Raw genomic sequence first — 13,261 nt, 5'->3', positions numbered from 1 at the left:
CGCCGCGAAGGTTTGCAGCGCCGCAGGTTTGTAGAACGTCTTCTCCTCCCACCCTCCGGTATGCGTTGCGTCGTTTGGACGCGCGAACGGCGCTGTAGCAATTTGCCGTTGCGCATGGTCCTTTCGCAAAATCGATTCCGATTGTCAGGGTCATGCGTTAGACCTGACAGGCACCTTATCCGGAAATCCGATGGCGGGAGGCGCTGGTGGAAGGCCAGGACGAACAGATGACCGGCGCCAGGGCCGCCGAGGAGCGCCGCGCCGACATCTATGACGAGGACGGCGTCATCCTGTCGTCGTTCCTCGCCCAGATCGGTGCCGCGATCGCCGATCGCGATACGCTGACGCTGAAGCGTGAAGTCGACGATCTGCACCAGTCGGAACTCGGCCACCTGCTCGAGGCCCTGCACCCGGAACAGCGACGCGCACTGGTCGAATTGCTGGGCAAGGATTTCGATTTTTCCGCGCTGACCGAGGTCGACGAGGCGATCCGCCGCGACATCGTCGACAGTCTGCCCAATGCGCAGATCGCCCAGGCGGTGCAGGATCTCGATTCCGACGATGCCGTCTACATTCTCGAAGACCTCGACCAGGAGGACCAGGACGAGATCCTGTCGCAACTGCCGTTCACCGAGCGGATCAGGCTGCGGCGCTCGCTCGATTATCCCGAAGAGACCGCCGGCCGCCGCATGCAGACGGAGTTCGTCGCGGTGCCGCCCTTCTGGACGATCGGCCAGACCATCGACTACATGCGCGAGGACAACAATCTTCCCGACCGTTTCAGCCAGATCTTCGTCATCGATCCGAGCTTCAAGCTGCTCGGCGCCATCGACCTCGACCAGATCCTGCGCACCAAACGCTCGGTCAAGGTCGAAGAGGTCATGCATGAGACCAGGCATGCCATCCCGGCCACCATGGACCAGGAGGAGGCGGCGCGCGAATTCGAACAATACGATCTTCTGTCCGCCGCCGTCGTCGACGAGAACGAGCGGCTGGTCGGCGTGCTGACCATCGACGACGTCGTCGACGTCATCCAGCAGGAGGCCGAGGAAGATCTGCTGCGCATGGGCGGCGTCGGTGACGAAGAACTCTCGGACAGCATCTTTTCGACCTCGCGCTCGCGCGTGCCCTGGCTGCTGGTCAATCTTTTGACGGCTTTCCTGGCGGCTTCGGTGATCGGCCTGTTCGACCGCACCATCGAGCATATCGTGGCGCTGGCGGTGCTGATGCCGATCGTCGCCGGCATGGGCGGCAATGCCGGCTCGCAGACCATGACCGTCACGGTGCGGGCGCTGGCGACCAGGGACCTCGACATCTACAATGCCGGCCGCATCATCCGCCGCGAAATCGGGGTGGGCTTCATCAACGGCATCATCTTCGCCATCCTGATCGGCCTCGTGGCTGCTGCCTGGTTCCACGATCGCAATCTCGGCGGCATCATCGCTGCTGCGATGATCATCAACATGTTCGTGGCGGCTCTGGCGGGCATCCTTATCCCGCTGCTGCTCGACCGCTTCAAGATCGACCCGGCTGTGGCTTCGGCGGTTTTCGTCACCACGGTCACCGATGTCGTCGGTTTCTTTGCCTTTCTCGGGCTCGCCACATGGTGGTTCGGCGTGCGCTGAACGGCACCTCAATTGACTTTTACGTAAATGCCGTGCGAGGCTTTGGAAAGCGCCTTGTCCGCCGATTCTGGTACGCGCCTGAGCGCCGGCGGCGCCGGCCAGTTGGAACTCGCGGCGTGGTCGGGGCATTGGAGTGACGATGCGGGAATATTATTCGATCACGGAACTGACCCGGGAATTCGACGTGTCGACGCGGACGTTGCGCTTCTACGAGGATGAAGGGCTGGTGCAGCCGGTAAGGCGCGGCCGCACCCGGCTGTTCCGGCCATCGGACCGGCATCTCATCCGCCAGATCATGCGGGGAAAAAGGCTCGGCTTCTCGATCAACGAGATCCGCGAAATCATCCAGATGTACAGGGAGCCGCCCGGCGAGGTCGGCCAACTCAAATTGATGATCAAGCGAATCGAGGAAAAGCGTGAGCATTTGCGCCAGAAACGCCGCGACCTCGAAGAGACCCTGGCCGAACTCGACCAAGCCGAGGAATCCTGCGTCGAGCGGCTGGTGGAACTCGGCGTCACCACATAGGCGCGGTGTCAGCCTCGGCTCAAATCCAGCGCCGCACCCTTTTGGCGTAGTCCCGGTACTTTTTGCCGAATTTGGCGGTCAGCACCTTCTCCTCGCTCTCGATCGTCAACTTCTGCGTCAAGAACGCCGCGATGACCGCCAGCGGCAGGAACCAGGCGATCCCCGTGACAAAGGCGAGGCTGACCAGCAGCAATGTGTTGGCGAGGTAGATCGGGTTGCGGCTGACGGCGAAGGGTCCGGTGGTCACCAGATGGTCAGGCACGCCGTTCGGGTTGAGCGTCGTCTTGGCGCGGATCATGGCGCGAATTGCCGTGAACCAGAGCGCGGCAACCGCCACCAATCCCACAAGGCCGGCGGCGAACAGGATGTCGCCGAGAAGATCGCCGATCCACGGCAGCGGATAGAACAGCCCTAGTGCGACGCTGACGATGATGGCGACGATATAGATCAGCGGCGGCCATGGGATGTGCCCCAGCTTCGGCTGCCCAGGATTTTGCTGCACGGGTTTCGGGTGACTGTCGCTCATTATTGTCCTCCCTCGATTAGCGCGTTCCCGGTTCCGCCGCCTCGGTTTGGGCGGTGCAGGTGCCGGCGAGCTCGCCAATATGCGCCTTCCACTCCAGGGACTGGTCGTTGCTGTAGAGCCGGTCAAGCGAGGCTTCGCCCTGGAGAGTGTCCAGCATGCAGGCACAATAGCTGGAGCAGAACTCGGTGTCGCGTGCCTGCTGGCAGGATATCTGGCAGGATTTCAGAAAACTCACCTCCCTGGTTTCGGCCGGCGCCGGCATGAATTGCGAAAACAGCCAGACCGAGCCGATCAGCACCGGCTGATGGATCAAATAGAAGGCAAGGCTGTGCCGGCCGATGAAGACCAGCGGGTTTGCCCAGCGGCCGGGCGCCAAGGCCGACAGCCGCGTCAGTGCGCCGGAGGTGGCGGCGAGCTTGGTAACCGCGATGCCGGCAAGTACGGCGCCGAACCAGGGCAGCAGCGGAACGTAGTCATTGGAGCGCGGGTTGGTCGCCGAGAGGCCGACCCACCACAAAGCCGGATGATCGAAAAGCTCGGATCGCAAGTAGAAAGGCGCGGCGATAACGAGGGCCGCCACGGCAAGCGTCAGCAGCGCCGGCAGCCGCAGGAACGCCAGGCCGAGCAAGCTGGCGAGCGCGATCTCGTGCAATATGCCGAAGAAGATGAAGCCGTCGGGCGTGGCGATGCGGGTGACCAGCGATATTGCGAGCGCTGCCCCGGCAACCATGGCGAAGCGCTTCCAGAAGCCGGTCCAGCGGATTTTTTTGCCATGGGCGAGATAGAGGCTGATGCCGACCAGGAACAGGAAGCTCGAGGCGATGCAGCGCGCGTAGATTTTCCACCAGCCGAAGGCGGTGAGGCCGGGATCGGTGTAGCCGAAGAATTCGAGGTCCCAGGTGAAATGATAGCTCGCCATGGCAAGCAATGCGATGCCGCGTGCAATGTCGATAGCGGCGATGCGCTTCGACTTCGGTTGATCCTGAACGGCTGCGCTCGGCGTGTCGATGCTCATTGGTCTCGCTGTCTTGGTTCAGCCCCGGCAAGACGACTATCACGGTTGCCACCGTCAAAAGAAGCAGGGCCTTGCGTCGCCTTGGTGACGGTCGGCATCAGGGCTGCTTTAGGCCAGAGCCGGAAAGCCTTTGGCCGGCTTCGCTTTTTGCCGTGAAGGCGTCGGTTTCCTGTTACCCGGCCAGGAATCGCCGCAGCAGATTTGTGCTCCAAACCCTGCTTCGGGCGATTCGGCTTCGGGGAACACAATGGCTACCCATGTGCGCCATCCGATCTGGCTTGCGGCCCTGCGGCCGGCGGATGCCCGCACCTTCGCCTCGCTCTATGCGGTCGAATCCTTCGCGCGCGCCACCGTGTCCAGCGTCATCCCGATCCAGGCCTATGAGATACTGCACAACGAGCAGATCGTCTCGATCCTCTACACGATCGTGGCGATGCTCGGCCTGTCGGCGACGCTGTTCATGCCGATGCTGATCGCCCGCTTTGCCCGGCGCTGGGTCTATACCGCCGGCGCCTGCCTGCTGGCCGCCGGCTCGCTGTTCTTCGTCACCCATACGCTGGCCGGCCAGGTGGTGGGCATGCTCTGCCGCGTCGTCGGCGCCGGCGCGCTGGCGATCACGCTCAACCTCTACATCATGGACCATATCCGCAAGACCGATTTCATGCAGGCCGAGTCGCTGCGCATGGCGTGGTCGATGCTTGCCTGGACCGCCGGGCCGACCCTCGGAATTTACCTCTACACGCGTTTCGGCATCTATGCCGCGCATGGCGCGGTGGCCGTCTTCGCCATGGCTTTGCTGGCGCTGTTCTGGACTTACCGGCTTGGCGATAACCCGTCGATCCGCCCCGGCAAGACGCGGCCGGTCAATCCGCTGGCCAATATCGGCCGCTTCGTCGCGCAGCCAAGGCTGAGGCTGGCCTGGCTGATCGCCTTCGGCCGCTCCTGCTTCTGGACGACGTTCTTCGTCTATGGGCCGCTGTTCATGGTGATCACCGGCGAGGGCAAGCTCGCCGGCGGCCTCTTGGTTTCGGCCGGCAATGCGCTTTTGTTCATGGCCATCTTCTGGGGCAGGGCAGGAAAGCGTTTCGGCGGCCGGCGCACCATGACGGCCGCCTATTTCGCGATGTCGGCAACGCTGCTGGCGGCCGGCGCCGTCGGCGAGGCCGCACCGCTCATCACCGGCGCCTTGCTGCTTTGCGGTGCCTTCTTCACCATCGCGCTGGATGCGCTGGGCTCGACCGCCTTCATGCGCTCGGTGCGCTCGTATGAGCGGGCACAGATGGCGGCGGTCTACCGCACCTATCTCGACTTTTCCGAGCTGACGCCGCCGCTGGTCTATTCCGTGGTGCTGGCGTTCTTCGGCCTGGGCGCGGTTTTCGCGACACTCGGCCTGCTGGCGGCGATCTGCGGCTTCGTCACCTGGCGCTATCTGCCCAAATCGCTTTGATGTTCGAGCGCCGCATGGCGCTCGCGCACCCAATTGTGGAAGCGGTGCAGTGCCGCATCGAACGCAGGCCGTTCTGTTTGACCGCGCAGATCGCGAAGTCTGCGGCGCCAGTTCTCCGGTTTGGCGAGGCGGCGCATTCGCCACACGATCCTGCGGAATTTGGTTTGCCGGGCGCGGCGATTCTGCCTATAGTCGCTGATGTCGTCGGTTCCGTTTGGAACCAAGAGGGAATGCGGTGCGGGCGAAATTGTTTGCCCAATGCCGTGGCTGCCCCCGCAACTGTGTGCGGTAGTCCTCTCCATATGCCACTGAAGGTTCGCCTTCGGGAAGGTGGGGAAGGGCGCTGATCCGCGAGCCAGGAGACCTGCCGGCGACAGGAAACTGACTTCTATGCCCTCGGGTGGAGGGCGAAAGGACAAGACATGAATACCGCTTCCGTCTCGCTCGGCACTTCCGTCTCCTCGCAGTCGCGTTTCATGCAGCTGGCGCTTGCTGCATTCCTCGGCATTTTCGTCATGGGCTTTGTCGGCTTCTCGCATATCGATGCGGTCCACAATGCCGCGCACGACTATCGCCACTCGATGGGCTTTCCCTGCCACTGACAAGGGGCTGACATCATGACACTGTTTCGCAACGTCGTGTTCATCGCGGCGATCGCAGGGCTTGTGGCCGGCGTCGTTCTCGCCTGCATGCAGGCCTACGCCACCGTGCCGCTCATCCTGAAAGCGGAAGTCTACGAACAGGCCGGCGGCGGCCATGACCATGCCGCGGCACCTGCCGAAAAAGCCGCGGGCACGATGGCTATGAGCAGCGCCGCGCCGGCACCGGCCGAAGCAATGGCTCCGGCTGAAGACGAAGGCTGGGCGCCGGCCGACGGCTTCGAGCGCTTTGGCTTCAGCGTCGTTGCCAATATCGTCACCGGCATTGGCTTCGCACTGGTCCTGGTCGCGGTTTCGGAGTTCGCCGGCGGCATCGGCAATTGGCGCCAGGGCCTGTTCTGGGGGCTGGCCGGCTTTGCCGTGTTCACGCTGGCGCCCGGCCTCGGCCTGCCGCCGGAACTGCCGGCGATGCCGGCGGCCGACCTTGTCCAACGCCAGATCTGGTGGTGGGCAACAGTGGTGGCGACAGCGGCCGGTCTCGGCCTTATCGCCTTCCGCAGATCGCTGCCGCTGGCGATCCTTGCCGTGGCGTTGATCGTTGCGCCGCATATTGTCGGCGCGCCGCAGCCCGACAGTTTCGAGACGGCGATCCCGGAAGGCCTGCATCATCAGTTCGTGGTGGCGGTGACGCTGACCAATCTGGTGTTCTGGCTGGTGCTCGGTATGGTCGTCGGGCTGGTGCGCGGACGCTTCACCGGCGCGGCAACCAGCCTGCGCGACAGCTTTGCCTGACCGCGCTGCCGGGGCGCTGACCCTGGTCATCGGCGGTGCGCGCTCCGGCAAGAGCGCGCATGCCGAGAGGCTGGTGAGCGCCTGTCCGGCGCCGTGGAGCTATATCGCCACAGCGCAAGCCTATGACGAGGAGATGCGTCAGCGCATCGCGCTGCACCGCTCGCGGCGAGGCGATGGCTGGACGACCATCGAGGCGCCGCTCGACCTTGCCGGCGCGATCGAGGCACTGCCCGACGGCCAGCCGGTGCTGATCGACTGCCTGACGCTGTGGCTGACCAACCACATGCTGGCCGACCATGATGTCGAGGCCGAATGCCGAAGGCTGGCCGATGTGCTGTCGCGGCCGCGCGGCCCGTGGTTCGTGGTGTCCAACGAAGTCGGCCAGGGCATCGTGCCGGACAATGCGCTGGCAAGACGGTTTCGCGATGCCGCCGGCCGGCTGAACCAGGACGTCGCGGCGGTCGCCGGCACCGTGCTTTTGATGGTGGCGGGGCTGCCGCTCAAGGTGAAATGACATGGCTGATACTATCGATCCCAAGACCATTGAACAGGGGGACGAGGAACGCCACCGCGCCAAGATGGCCAAGCGCAAGGCGGTGCAGGACGCCGAGGTTGCAGCCAAGACGGTCGAGAAGGGGCTGTTGATCGTCAACACCGGGCCGGGCAAGGGCAAGACCACGGCCGCCTTCGGTCTGGCGCTCAGAATGCTCGGCTACGGCAAGCGCGTCGGCGTCGTCCAGTTCATCAAGGGCAAATGGCACACCGGCGAGAAGGACGCCTTTGCCGCCTTCGGCGACCGTGTCCTCTGGCACGCCATGGGCGAGGGCTTTACGTGGGAGACGCAGGACCTGAAACGCGACATCGCGGCGGCCGAGGCCGCCTGGGCGAAGGCGCTCGAGCTGATGGCCGAGCCGTCGATCAGCCTGGTGGTGCTCGACGAGTTGAACATCGCGCTGCGTTACGACTATCTCGACCTCGAAAAGGTGGTCGCGGCGCTGAAGTCACGCCGCGAAGGCCTGCATATCGTCGTCACCGGCCGCAACGCCAAGCCGGCACTGGTCGAGGCGGCCGACCTGGTCACCGAGATGGCCGTGACCAAGCACCACTTCTCCGCCGGCGTGAAGGCGCAGCAGGGGATTGAGTTCTGAGGGGTGTTGCTGGTTTGTCAAGGTCAGCGCTGCCCCTCATCGCCTGCCGGCGACTTCTCCCCGTGAAGGACGGGGAGAAGGAGCTAGCCGCAACGCTGGCGATCTCCCTCTCCCTGTCTTTTCACGGGGAGGTAAGGCTGAGGGGCAGCGCCGACCTGAACCGAGTATTTGAGGCGTTGCCCTATTTTGTTCTTGCTTTGTGCCGGCAGCTATTCTACTAATTCCGCTATGGTGCTAATTGGCCCCACGACCCGCCGCTTGGCGGGTTTTTTGTTTGCGCTCGATCTCGAGCGCAGGTCACGCCAAGATAACAACCACTGCGACCACCCCGAACAGCGCAATCAGCAGCAAGTCGGCGACCTGGTAGAGTTTCAGCGCCCGTCGGACGTCGGTGCTCTCGACATCGTCGCGGCGGCCGCCCTCGCCCATCAACGCGTCTTCGACCATCACGCCGTCGTAGGAACGGGGGCCGGCGAGCGCCAGGCCGAGCGCGCCGGCCATCGCTGCCTCCGGCCAGCCGGCATTGGGCGAGCGGTGTTTTTTCGCATCGCGCCGCACGGCGTGCCAGGCGGCTTTGGCGTCGGCGCCCTTGACCAGGAAAGCCGCAAGCACGATCAGCAGCGCCGTCAGTCGCGACGCCGGCAGGTTGATCCAGTCGTCGAAGCGCGCAGCCGCCCAGCCGAAGGCTTCGTGGCGCGGAGTGCGGTGGCCGATCATCGAATCGGCGGTGTTTGCGGCCTTGTAGGCGACGCCGCCGGCGAGCCCGCCGATACCGATCCAGAAGGCCGGCGCGACGACGCCGTCGGAGAAATTCTCGGCAAGACTTTCGATCGCTGCGCGGCAGACAGCGGCCCTGTCGAGCTTTTCCGGATCGCGGCCGACGATCCTGGAGACGGCGATGCGGCCCATGTCCAGTCCGCCGCTGTCGAGTGCGTCGGCCACCGCTTCGACGTGCTCGGCCAGGCTCTTCTGCGACAGCAGCGACGTCGCCAGGATTGCGGTGATCAACAAGCCGAGGGGAATGCTCCAAAGCATGGCTTCGATCCAGAAGGCGAGGGCGGCCGGCACCAGCACGATCACCAGCAGCGCGACGACGCCCCGGCGGCGACGGTCGGCGTCGGAATCAGTGGCGCGGTTGAGCCTGCGGTCGAGAAAGGATATCAGCCTGCCGAACCAGGTGACGGGATGGCCAATGGCATCGAAGAGCCGGGCCGGGTAGCCGAGTACAAGTTCGATGGCCAGCGACAGGAAAGTGATCAGGATCGACATGAAGTCTCTTGATGGGGTAACGGCGGCAGTGGACCACGGCGGAAGCCTTGGCCGGGCGAGGGCGCTTTTCCCTCACGCGCCGCTGCCTTTCGTCGACCTCTCGACCGGGATCAATCCGCACTCCTACCCGCTTTTCGATTTGCCCGCCACCGCCCTGTCGCGATTGCCGGAAACGGCGCGCAGCCGCGACTTGGCTGAACTCGCGGCAAGCGCCTATGGCGCGCCGTCGGCGGCGAACGTCGCGGCGGCGCCCGGCACGCAGATCCTGTTGCCGCGCGTCGCTTCGCTGGTCAGCCCGGGCAAGGCGCTGGTGCTCGGGCCGACTTATGCCGAGCATCGGCGGGCAGCAGCGATCGCCGGCCACACGGCGGCTGAAGTCGATGATTTCGAAGCCCTGGCGGCGGCCAACCTTGCGATCGTCGTCAATCCAAACAACCCGGACGGGCGCGTCGTCGAGCGCGAAAGATTGCTTCGACTTGCCGGGACATTACGCGCCAGAGGCGGGCTGCTGGTCGTCGACGAGGCCTTCATGGATGTCGGCCCGCGCAGCGAGAGCCTGGCCGGCGACGTCGACCAGGGCGGCATCGTTGTGCTGCGCTCGTTCGGCAAGTTCTTCGGCCTGGCCGGCCTGCGGCTTGGGTTTGCATTGGCCGACGCGCTGATGGTCGAGCGGCTGGAGGCGCAATTCGGGCCATGGGCGATTGCCGGGCCGGCGCTCGAATATGGCATAAGGGCGCTTGCCGACACCGGCTGGCAGGCCGGGATGCGGCGCCGTCTGGCCGAGGACGCCGCACGGCTCGACACGCTGTTCGGCCGCTTCGGCGTGCCTGTCGCCGGTGGCACCACGCTGTTCCGCTATCTCAGGCTGGCGAACGCTGCCGGCCTGTTTTCGGCGCTTGGCCAGCGCGGCATCCTGCTTCGGCATTTCGCCGGCCGGCCGGATGTGCTGCGCGCCGGCCTGCCGGGAGCCGACGAAGAATGGCGGCGGCTCGAATCGGCGCTTGCCGGCTGGGCCTCGCGGCGCGACGATGATGCCAAGGGAGAAACGACCCAATGATCCATGTCTGCTCGCTGTCCAAAGTCGAGGAAACGGTGACGAAGACCGGCGCCGGGCGGCTGCTTTCGCTGCTCGCCGCCGGAACGGAGGTGGTGCGACCGGCCTCGATCACCAGGGAAAACCATCTGCATCTGGTCATGCACGACATTGCGGTGGCGCAGGAGGGCATGACCATGCCGGGCGAGGAGCACGTTGTGACCCTGCTCGATTTCGCCCGCCAATGGGACCGCTCGCGGCCGCTGGTGGTGCATTGCTATGCCGGCATCAGCCGCTCGACCGCCTCGGCCTATATCATCGCGGCAGCGCTGGCGCCGAAGCGCGACGAGGCCGAGTTGGCCGAGACTCTGCGCAGGCTGTCGCCGACGGCGACACCCAATCCGCGGCTGATCGCGATCGCCGACACGCTGCTCGATCGCAGGGGCCGGATGATCGAAGCGATCCAGGCGATCGGGCGCGGCGCGGATGCTTTCGAAGGCACACCGTTCGAATTGAAAATCTGAACCTTAAAACAAGTTCCAGGGAAAGTGCGCAGGAGTTCTAGGACACGGCCAAGGGGCAAATGATGATCGGGAGAATTTTGGCCATCGTTGTTGGCGTGGTCTGCACGACAGGCAGCGCCATGGCCGCCTCCATGCCGGCTCTCAAGTCGATCGACCTGGCAGCGCTTCAAGCCACTGTCGAGGGTTTGGCCAAGGAACTTATGCTGCCCGGTGCTATGGTTTTGCTCAAGACTCCGCGGGGCAACCTCGTCTTCGGCTACGGTACGACTGAACTGGGTGCCACGAACCCGCCGCGCGCCGATACCCACTTCCGTGCGGCCTCGAACACCAAGACGATGACCGCCGCTGTTATCGTGCAACTGGTGCAAGAAGGGAAACTGAGCTTTGCCGATCTGATCTCAAAATACGTCCAGCGCGTTCCCAACGGCGACGAGATAACCATTCGGCAGCTCATAACAATGCGGAGCGGCCTCCCTAACTTCACAAATGCGCCGGAACTTGCCGAAAGCCTGGACAAGTATCCTTACAGGGTATGGACCGCCGATGAAGTACTCGGCATGGCGTTCAAACGGCCGCCGGACTTCGCGCCGGGTGCCGAATTCGAGTACAACAACACCAACTACTATCTGCTCGGCCTTGTTGCCGAGAAGATCGACGGCAAGCCGCTCTCGACCATCTTCCGGGACCGCCTGTTCGGGCCGCTCGGCATGAAGAACACGGCGTTGCCGCCGAGCACGTCGAGCGCCATCCCCGAACCATACTCAAACGGTTACCTCTACGGCAGTACTTCGTACGCCCTGGCTGATGCGCCCTATCCGGACGACCTCCAGGCTGCGGCCAGGGCCGGAACGCTCAAGCCCAACGACGACACATGGCAGAACCCGTCCGCCTACTTTGCGGCTGGCGGAGTCATCTCCACCGCCGATGACCTCGCGACCTGGATGCGCGCGCTGGTCGGGGGCAAGCTCTTCAATGCCGACTTCCAGCGGCAGTGGCTTGCAAGCCCTGTGGCGCCGGAGCCAGGCGAACCCGCCATGCTAAAATACGGCTATGGCATCCTAACGCTGACCTTCGGGCCTAACGTAATCTACTATCACGAAGGCGAGATGCCCGGTTACCAGTCCTTCATAGGCTACGATCCGGCCAATGACGTCACCCTGGTCATATGGACCAACCTGACGCTCGCGCTCGACGGCCAGGCGACCGCCAACACCTTGATGGTGAAGATACTGGACGAAATCTACACGGTGTCGCCGCTTCAAGAGGGGAAGTGAGGATCCTCGCGCGAATGGAATCGCCCCTCGTGAGCGAGGCCTGAGCTGGTGGGATCGAACACCTACGCCAGCCAGTCCGCCAGCTTGGCCTTGCGCATGTCCCTCACCAAGCCGATGAAGCCGTCGGCCTGATGCTCGGCGGTGAGCCGGCCTTTTTCGGCGGTGGCAATGCTGGCGTCGCCGACCACGCCATTCGGGTTGAGATCGCTGGCGATCCAGGCGAAGGCGTGCGTTCCGGTGTGGCGCAGCAGCGAAAATTCCTTTTCGGCGCGGGCAACCTTGGACACGAAATTGTCGGCCTTGGCCATATCGACGAGGTCGGACCGGAAATGCAGCATCAGCGAGGTCTCGACGTCGCCGCCATGAATGCCGTGGCGGTCTTCGAGATCGGTGTACATACCGGCCGGCCGGCCAAAGCGCTGCCAGCTGGTCTTTGCCGCCAGTATCTTTGCCCGCACGCGCAATTCGCGGGTGACGATGCCCATGATCTCTTCATTGCCGCCATGCGAGTTGACGACAATCAGTTTTCGGACGCCGGCGCGCGCGACCGACAGGCCGAGCTCGGTCCATGCCTCGACCAAGGTCGTCGCCGGCAGGGTGAGGGTGCCGGGCGCATGCAGGTGCTCGTTCGACTTGCCTACCGCCTGCACCGGCAGGATGCGGATGTCGAGATCGCCGGGCAGGCGGGCGATCACCGTTTCCAGCATACCGTTCATGATCGAGGTGTCGGTCGAAACCGGCAGATGCGGCCCGTGCTGCTCGATCGCTGCCAGCGGCAGAACGGCAATGGTCGCCTCAGGATCGATGGTCGCGTATTCGGTGGTCCGGTAGTCACCCCACCATACGCGCTTTTTTGTTCCGGCCATTTTGAACCTCGAAGAGACTGAATGGGCGTTTGCGCTGCCCCTCACCCTTAGCCTCTCCCCGTAAAGGACGGGGGAGAGGGGGATCGCCAGCGTTCCGGCTCGCTCTTCTCCCCGTCACTACACGGGGAGAAGGTGCCGGCACGCGGATGAGGGGCAGCGCCAACCTTTGTCGTGTAACTTGAGATCATCGGCCTGTCGATTCCAGCCGCTGGCCAGCGCTGCTCAACCCGCCGCGATGACCTCGATCTCGACCTTGAATTCCGGCCGGGCAAAACCTGAAACGATCATCAGCGTCGAGGCCGGCGCAGGGCTGGCGAACAGCCGGTCGCGAACCTCCATATAGGGGCGCAGGAAGGCGCGGTCGGTGACGTAGGCGTTGATGCGGACGATGTCGGACAGGCTGAGCCCGGCCTCGCCGAGAATCGCCGATATGTTCTGGAAACAGAGCTCGGCCTGTGCGCCGGCGTCTTCCGGGATCTGGTCGTCCGCTGTGATCGCGACCTGGCCCGAACACAGCACCAGCCGCTTGTCGGGCGGCAGCTCGACGCCGTGGCTGTAGCGGGCGAAGGGCGGCTTGATCGACTTCGGCGTGAGAAATTTGAACATGGCAATCTCCG

General features: G+C 64.2%; 16 protein-coding genes and 1 riboswitch. Of the genes, 10 read left to right on the top strand and 6 right to left on the bottom strand.

The annotated features are described in order from the left end of the window. The first annotated feature begins 227 nt into the window (after window positions 1-227). Complete coding sequence (gene mgtE / locus NKH98_RS06355; protein ID WP_502894205.1) at window positions 228-1,625, top strand: magnesium transporter; 1,398 nt, start codon at window positions 228-230, stop codon at window positions 1,623-1,625. 139 nt (window positions 1,626-1,764) lie between these two features. Next, entirely contained in the window at window positions 1,765-2,151 is a 387-nt protein-coding gene (locus NKH98_RS06350) for a MerR family transcriptional regulator (RefSeq protein WP_254818129.1), read from the top strand. A 19-nt stretch (window positions 2,152-2,170) separates the two neighbouring features. On the opposite strand, the gene NKH98_RS06345 is transcribed toward NKH98_RS06350, so the two are convergent. Then, complete coding sequence (locus tag NKH98_RS06345) at window positions 2,171-2,677, bottom strand: methyltransferase family protein (protein WP_352897216.1); 507 nt, start codon at window positions 2,675-2,677, stop codon at window positions 2,171-2,173. Window positions 2,678-2,693: 16 nt separating this feature from the next. Beyond that, the gene (locus NKH98_RS06340) at window positions 2,694-3,692 is read right to left on the bottom strand and encodes a heparan-alpha-glucosaminide N-acetyltransferase (RefSeq protein WP_352897214.1); all 999 of its coding nucleotides are present in this window, start codon (window positions 3,690-3,692) and stop codon (window positions 2,694-2,696) included. 247 nt (window positions 3,693-3,939) lie between these two features. Between NKH98_RS06340 and NKH98_RS06335 the strand changes: the two genes are divergently transcribed. After that, on the top strand, window positions 3,940-5,139 hold the full coding sequence (locus NKH98_RS06335; protein WP_352897212.1) for an MFS transporter: 1,200 nt from the start codon (window positions 3,940-3,942) through the stop codon (window positions 5,137-5,139). On the opposite strand, the gene NKH98_RS06330 is transcribed toward NKH98_RS06335, so the two are convergent. Beyond that, on the bottom strand, window positions 5,118-5,276 hold the full coding sequence (locus NKH98_RS06330; protein ID WP_352897211.1) for a hypothetical protein: 159 nt from the start codon (window positions 5,274-5,276) through the stop codon (window positions 5,118-5,120). The two genes, NKH98_RS06335 and NKH98_RS06330, sit on opposite strands and share 22 nt — an antisense overlap. A 51-nt stretch (window positions 5,277-5,327) precedes the next feature. Continuing rightward, window positions 5,328-5,525: riboswitch (cobalamin riboswitch) on the top strand. A gap of 36 nt (window positions 5,526-5,561) precedes the next feature. Here NKH98_RS06330 and NKH98_RS06325 point away from each other — a divergent pair. Genes NKH98_RS06325 through cobO form a run of 4 tightly spaced genes read left to right on the top strand, consistent with a single transcriptional unit; the run spans window position 5,562 to window position 7,678 of the window. After that, window positions 5,562-5,741: a CbtB domain-containing protein gene (locus tag NKH98_RS06325; RefSeq protein WP_352821478.1), complete on the top strand. Its 180-nt coding sequence runs from the start codon at window positions 5,562-5,564 to the stop codon at window positions 5,739-5,741. 15 nt (window positions 5,742-5,756) lie between these two features. Then, on the top strand, window positions 5,757-6,530 hold the full coding sequence (locus tag NKH98_RS06320; RefSeq protein ID WP_352897209.1) for a CbtA family protein: 774 nt from the start codon (window positions 5,757-5,759) through the stop codon (window positions 6,528-6,530). Continuing rightward, complete coding sequence (cobU, locus tag NKH98_RS06315; protein ID WP_352688130.1) at window positions 6,523-7,044, top strand: bifunctional adenosylcobinamide kinase/adenosylcobinamide-phosphate guanylyltransferase; 522 nt, start codon at window positions 6,523-6,525, stop codon at window positions 7,042-7,044. Before NKH98_RS06320 ends, cobU begins: the two co-directional genes overlap by 8 nt. A gap of 1 nt (window position 7,045) precedes the next feature. Continuing rightward, window positions 7,046-7,678 carry a cob(I)yrinic acid a,c-diamide adenosyltransferase gene (cobO, locus tag NKH98_RS06310; protein WP_352477569.1) on the top strand — a complete coding sequence of 211 codons (633 nt, stop codon included), beginning with the start codon at window positions 7,046-7,048 and terminating at the stop codon, window positions 7,676-7,678. Window positions 7,679-7,975: 297 nt separating this feature from the next. On the opposite strand, the gene cbiB is transcribed toward cobO, so the two are convergent. Beyond that, a complete protein-coding gene (cbiB, locus tag NKH98_RS06305; protein WP_352646977.1) occupies window positions 7,976-8,947 on the bottom strand; it encodes an adenosylcobinamide-phosphate synthase CbiB in 972 nt (323 codons plus the stop codon). Here cbiB and cobD point away from each other — a divergent pair. From cobD to NKH98_RS06290, 3 genes are all read left to right on the top strand, one after another. After that, window positions 8,946-10,004, top strand: coding sequence for a threonine-phosphate decarboxylase CobD (gene cobD, locus NKH98_RS06300; protein ID WP_352897208.1), 1,059 nt, complete (start codon window positions 8,946-8,948; stop codon window positions 10,002-10,004). The genes cbiB and cobD overlap by 2 nt on opposite strands. Then, the gene (locus tag NKH98_RS06295) at window positions 10,001-10,504 is read left to right on the top strand and encodes a tyrosine phosphatase family protein (RefSeq protein ID WP_352646973.1); all 504 of its coding nucleotides are present in this window, start codon (window positions 10,001-10,003) and stop codon (window positions 10,502-10,504) included. The genes cobD and NKH98_RS06295 overlap by 4 nt, the downstream gene beginning before the upstream one ends. A 77-nt stretch (window positions 10,505-10,581) precedes the next feature. Continuing rightward, window positions 10,582-11,778 (top strand): serine hydrolase domain-containing protein, encoded by a 1,197-nt coding sequence (locus NKH98_RS06290; protein ID WP_352897206.1) that lies wholly within the window; start codon window positions 10,582-10,584, stop codon window positions 11,776-11,778. 62 nt (window positions 11,779-11,840) lie between these two features. Here NKH98_RS06290 and NKH98_RS06285 read toward each other — a convergent pair whose 3' ends face one another. Together NKH98_RS06285 and NKH98_RS06280 are read right to left on the bottom strand one after the other, a co-directional pair. Continuing rightward, a complete protein-coding gene (locus NKH98_RS06285; RefSeq protein WP_352805217.1) occupies window positions 11,841-12,644 on the bottom strand; it encodes a creatininase family protein in 804 nt (267 codons plus the stop codon). Between the two features lie 222 nt (window positions 12,645-12,866). Further along, on the bottom strand, window positions 12,867-13,250 hold the full coding sequence (locus NKH98_RS06280) for a RidA family protein (protein WP_352646967.1): 384 nt from the start codon (window positions 13,248-13,250) through the stop codon (window positions 12,867-12,869). Window positions 13,251-13,261 lie beyond the last annotated feature (11 nt).

The sequence above is a fragment of the Mesorhizobium sp. M0833 genome (assembly GCF_040319905.1).
In the GTDB taxonomy this organism is placed as follows: Bacteria; Pseudomonadota; Alphaproteobacteria; order Rhizobiales; family Rhizobiaceae; genus Mesorhizobium.
The sequence above is the reverse complement of the archived record's forward strand: the minus strand, read 5'-3'. Positions and strand labels throughout refer to the sequence as shown.

Excerpts from the sequence above, each read along its gene's own strand:
- mgtE (WP_502894205.1), top strand. The coding sequence starts at position 228 with ATGACCGGCGCCAGGGCCGCCGAGGAGCGCCGCGCCGACATCTATGAC.
- NKH98_RS06350 (WP_254818129.1), top strand. The coding sequence starts at position 1,765 with ATGCGGGAATATTATTCGATCACGGAACTGACCCGGGAATTCGACGTG.
- NKH98_RS06345 (WP_352897216.1), bottom strand. The coding sequence starts at position 2,677 with ATGAGCGACAGTCACCCGAAACCCGTGCAGCAAAATCCTGGGCAGCCG.
- NKH98_RS06340 (WP_352897214.1), bottom strand. The coding sequence starts at position 3,692 with ATGAGCATCGACACGCCGAGCGCAGCCGTTCAGGATCAACCGAAGTCG.
- NKH98_RS06335 (WP_352897212.1), top strand. The coding sequence starts at position 3,940 with ATGGCTACCCATGTGCGCCATCCGATCTGGCTTGCGGCCCTGCGGCCG.
- NKH98_RS06330 (WP_352897211.1), bottom strand. The coding sequence starts at position 5,276 with ATGCGCCGCCTCGCCAAACCGGAGAACTGGCGCCGCAGACTTCGCGAT.
- NKH98_RS06325 (WP_352821478.1), top strand. The coding sequence starts at position 5,562 with ATGAATACCGCTTCCGTCTCGCTCGGCACTTCCGTCTCCTCGCAGTCG.
- NKH98_RS06320 (WP_352897209.1), top strand. The coding sequence starts at position 5,757 with ATGACACTGTTTCGCAACGTCGTGTTCATCGCGGCGATCGCAGGGCTT.
- cobO (WP_352477569.1), top strand. The coding sequence starts at position 7,046 with ATGGCTGATACTATCGATCCCAAGACCATTGAACAGGGGGACGAGGAA.
- cobD (WP_352897208.1), top strand. The coding sequence starts at position 8,946 with ATGAAGTCTCTTGATGGGGTAACGGCGGCAGTGGACCACGGCGGAAGC.
- cbiB (WP_352646977.1), bottom strand. The coding sequence starts at position 8,947 with ATGTCGATCCTGATCACTTTCCTGTCGCTGGCCATCGAACTTGTACTC.
- NKH98_RS06295 (WP_352646973.1), top strand. The coding sequence starts at position 10,001 with ATGATCCATGTCTGCTCGCTGTCCAAAGTCGAGGAAACGGTGACGAAG.
- NKH98_RS06285 (WP_352805217.1), bottom strand. The coding sequence starts at position 12,644 with ATGGCCGGAACAAAAAAGCGCGTATGGTGGGGTGACTACCGGACCACC.
- NKH98_RS06280 (WP_352646967.1), bottom strand. The coding sequence starts at position 13,250 with ATGTTCAAATTTCTCACGCCGAAGTCGATCAAGCCGCCCTTCGCCCGC.